Source organism: Pantoea sp. ME81 (genome assembly GCF_903970985.1).
Classification (GTDB): domain Bacteria; phylum Pseudomonadota; class Gammaproteobacteria; order Enterobacterales; family Enterobacteriaceae; genus Pantoea; species Pantoea communis.
In genome coordinates this window covers 1-3,848 of sequence record NZ_CAJCKS010000289.1, presented here as the reverse complement: position 1 = coordinate 3,848, position 3,848 = coordinate 1, and the positions used below count along the sequence as shown (strand labels likewise).

3 protein-coding genes are annotated in these 3,848 nt (G+C 50.8%); 1 reads left to right on the top strand and 2 read right to left on the bottom strand.

Annotation, left to right across the window (positions count from 1 at the left end; translation table 11 throughout):
* On the top strand, window positions 1-1,907 hold a 1,907-nt coding region (gene fhuE, locus H7A81_RS26355; RefSeq protein ID WP_182059240.1), incomplete at its 5' end, for a ferric-rhodotorulic acid/ferric-coprogen receptor FhuE.
* A gap of 40 nt (window positions 1,908-1,947) precedes the next feature.
* Here the strand turns inward: fhuE and H7A81_RS26350 are convergent.
* Both H7A81_RS26350 and H7A81_RS26345 read right to left on the bottom strand, forming a co-directional pair.
* On the bottom strand, window positions 1,948-2,499 hold the full coding sequence (locus tag H7A81_RS26350; RefSeq protein ID WP_034829917.1) for a C40 family peptidase: 552 nt from the start codon (window positions 2,497-2,499) through the stop codon (window positions 1,948-1,950).
* Window positions 2,500-2,762: 263 nt separating this feature from the next.
* Window positions 2,763-3,848: MFS transporter (locus tag H7A81_RS26345; RefSeq protein WP_182059239.1), on the bottom strand; the 1,086-nt coding region annotated here is incomplete at its 5' end.

Here is a 3,848-nt window from a genome sequence, read left to right as displayed (position 1 = left end):
AGGACCAGCAGTTGCAAACTGTCACCGACGTGTTGAATAACACCACTGGTATCACCAGCAATTTGGTGGATTCTGAACGTTCTGAATACTATTCCCGCGGCTTCAAAATCACTAACTTCACCTTTGATGGTATCCCCACTTCTACGGGTGATAACTGGAACTACGGTGACGCGGCATCTGATACCGCCATTTATGATCGTATTGAAGTGGTACGCGGCGCGACAGGCCTGATGACTGGGGCTGGCAGCCCTTCCGCTTCGGTCAATATGGTGCGTAAACACGCCGACAGTAAAGATTTTACTGGCTCGGTCAGCGCCAGCTATGGCAGTTGGAATAAACAACGCTATGTCGCTGATATTGCCGGGCCGTTGAACAGTGAAGGTTCGCTCCGCGGGCGCGTGGTAACGGGTTATCAGGATCAGGACAGTTGGCTCGATCGCTATCATAAAAATAAGAAGTTCCTTTATGGCGTGGTCGATGCGGATATCACCGCTAATACTACCCTTTCATTAGGTTATGACTACGAAAAGGCCGATACGCGCGATCCTACCTGGGGTGGCTTACCGGATTTCTATAGCAACGGTTCTCTTACGCACTACAACCGCAGCCTGAACTCCGCCGCCGATTGGACTTACTATCACACTGAAATACAGAAGGTTTACGCCGATCTGGTGCATAACTTCGATAACGGCTGGAGCTTCCATGTGAATGGTACCCATGCCAAAAATACCTTTAGCGATAAGTTGCTTAACCTGTATAGCGCATTCCCTGACGAGAGTACCGGCGAAGGCGTAACCGGCTACGGCAGCCTGGACCGTGGTAAACGTGAACTGACCTCCGTTGATGGTTACGCCAGCGGCCCGTTTGAGTTATTTGGCCGTCAGCACCAGTTGATGGCTGGCTTGAGTTACAGCCGCCAGCACAACCAGACTTACAGCCAGGATGGCGTCACTGACCTGGATGAATATGATATTACCGCCGCTGATATGGGGCCATTTAACAACAACTGGAACGGCAATCTTGCTGAGCCGCAGTGGCAAGGTTGGTATCTGAATGCCAATGATGTCATTCGCCAGAAGTCTGCTTATACCGCCGCGCGTATTTCATTGGCCGATCCACTATCACTGATTATTGGTGCTCGCTACACCGAATGGAGCACTAACGGTAGCAGCGGCGATATGACCCAGCACAACACCACGCCGTATGCCGGTCTGGTGTATGACATCAACGATACCTGGTCTGCGTACGCCAGCTATACGTCGATTTTCCAGCCTCAAACCTATCGCAATAGCTCAGGCCACTACCTTTCTCCGGTTACCGGAAAAAGCTACGAAACGGGGTTAAAATCGGCCTGGTATGACGGTCGTTTGACCGCAACCTTTGCGGTATTTCGCATTCAGCAAGAAAATGTCGGGACAGCAGAGGATGGCGTCTACGTTAATAACAGCAGCGAGCAGGCCTACACCGCCACTAAGGGCGCACGCAGCAAAGGCGCTGAATTTGAACTAAACGGTGCGCTTACCGATAACCTGCAATTAACCTTCGGCGCAACGCGCTATGTAGCGCGTGATTCGGATGGTCGTTATAACCCTGATCAACCGCAAACCCAGTTCAAGCTGTTTACCCGATACAACGTACCGATGTTGCCTGACCTGACCATCGGTGGCGGTATTAACTGGCAAAACCGCGTGTTTGAGGATGTGAGCGCGCCAGATGGCAGCACCCAGCGCGTGTATCAGGGAAGCTATCCACTGGCAAACCTGTTTGCCCGTTATCAGGTCACCAAACAGGTTGCGGTGCAAGCTAACGTCGATAACTTATTCGACCGTGAGTACTACACCTATATGAACAACTATGTTTACGGTGAGCCGCGCAACTTCTCGGTTAGCGTGTCATATCAATTCTGATAAAAAAATCCCCGGCGCCAGGCCGGGGATACTTTCTGCATCACACTTTATTTTTATAATTAAAGCTGATCTGCGAATTCTGTTCTCGTGGCAGACGCCGCGCCTCCAGATATACCGATTTCCAATACGGATTATTCAGTGAGGAGCGCATCACGCCCTGGCTAACCGAAGCGTGGAGGAATTGATGGTCGGTGTCATAAAAGCCAACATGTAACTCGTGTTTGATACGAAAGAACACTAAATCACCGGGTTGCAGGTGCGCCTTATCAACCGGCTGCCCCATGGCAATTAATTCGCGCGTTGTGACACGATCCATTGGAATATTGAAACGATCTTTTAAGGTTCGCCAGACAAAACCGGAGCAATCCACACCGTTTAATTGCGTGCCGCCCCACTGATATTTGGTGCCTTCCCATGAGTGCATCTGGTCGTGTAATGCCGCGATCACGGGAATCAAATCGGGTTGCTTACCACCATCGGTTGAAGCATCGACACTCTCTTCCGCAGGTGCATGAGAAGTTTTGGAAGAGCAACCTGCCAGGGTAATAACAAACAGACAGGCGATAAATTTTCTGGCCGCAGAGTTGATCATGGGATGACGTTTTCGCTGAGGGAGACAGTGGTTAGAGATTTATACCGCAAAAAAGTTGCAAAAATAAATAGCTCGCCGCTGAATTCTTTTAATCCTCTACTTTTTTACTTAAGTTTACGCAAAGGTAACATCATGTATTTGGGATAAAAATTATATATTCCTTCGCCAATTTTCGCTTTGGAGGTTATTAATTCGCCCAACTCTGCTGCTATTTCATCCCACCATCAGCATCTGTCTGCCGATGGTGGCAAGCGGGCATCAATTTATTGTTTGGATTGACTGCGTAACGGCGACTCTGGCAGGAATAATGACAAAATAAAGGCCAGCGCCATCACCACCGCCGCCATCTGGAATGCCGCATGTACCGCTGCGCTAAATACCTGCAAATACGCTTGTTGCACATCATACGGCAAATGGTGCACGGCATTCGGGTCCAGCGTGGCGGGCAATACATCGCCCTTTTCCACCAATTCAGTCAAACCCGATTTCAAGACGTGACTAAACATCGCGCCAAACAGCGCCACCCCGATTGAACCGCCCACCGAACGGAACAACGTGACAGAGGATGTGGCGACGCCAATACGGTCGGGTGTCACACTGTTCTGAACGGCCAGGACTAACACCTGCATCACCATCCCCATGCCCATTCCGAGCACGCAGGCGTAGAGATAAATCTGCCACAGCGAGGATTGCAGCGTCAGCGTCGTCATGAGTGCCATCCCAACCGTCGCCAGCAAGGTTCCGCCAATCGGAAAAAGACGATACCGACCAGTACGACTGATAATGCGTCCGCTGATAATCGATGTCACCAGCAGCCCACCCATCAGCGGCAGCAACTGCAACCCAGCTTCGGTCGGGGTTGAGCCTTTCACCACCTGCAAATAGAGCGGAAGGAAAGTGACGCTGCCAAACAGCGACATCCCGACAATAAAAGCCATCAAACTGGAGAGCGAAAAACTGCGATTACGGAACAGCCCAAGCGGAATAATCGGTTCCCATGCACGACGTTCTTCGTAGATAAAGCCAATCACTCCGACCAGACCAAACGCCAGGATGCACCACAACTGCGGATCGCTCCATGCCCGCAACGTACCGCCTTCACTGGTAAACAGGGTGATACCCACTAGCGCAAGACTCAGGCAAACAGCACCGGGATAATCAATCTCATGCGGTTTACGTTTGTTATCAGCTTTAAACACCGCATTAATAATCAGCAGCGCAAACAACCCTAACGGTAAATTGATATAGAAAATCCAGCGCCACGAGGCGTGCTGGACGATGAAGCCCCCCAGTAATGGCCCCACCACGGTCGCCAGACCGAAAACACCGCCAAAGAGTCCCTGGTATTT

Coding starts and splice junctions, on each gene's coding strand:
- H7A81_RS26350 (WP_034829917.1), bottom strand. CDS start 2,499: ATGATCAACTCTGCGGCCAGAAAATTTATCGCCTGTCTGTTTGTTATT.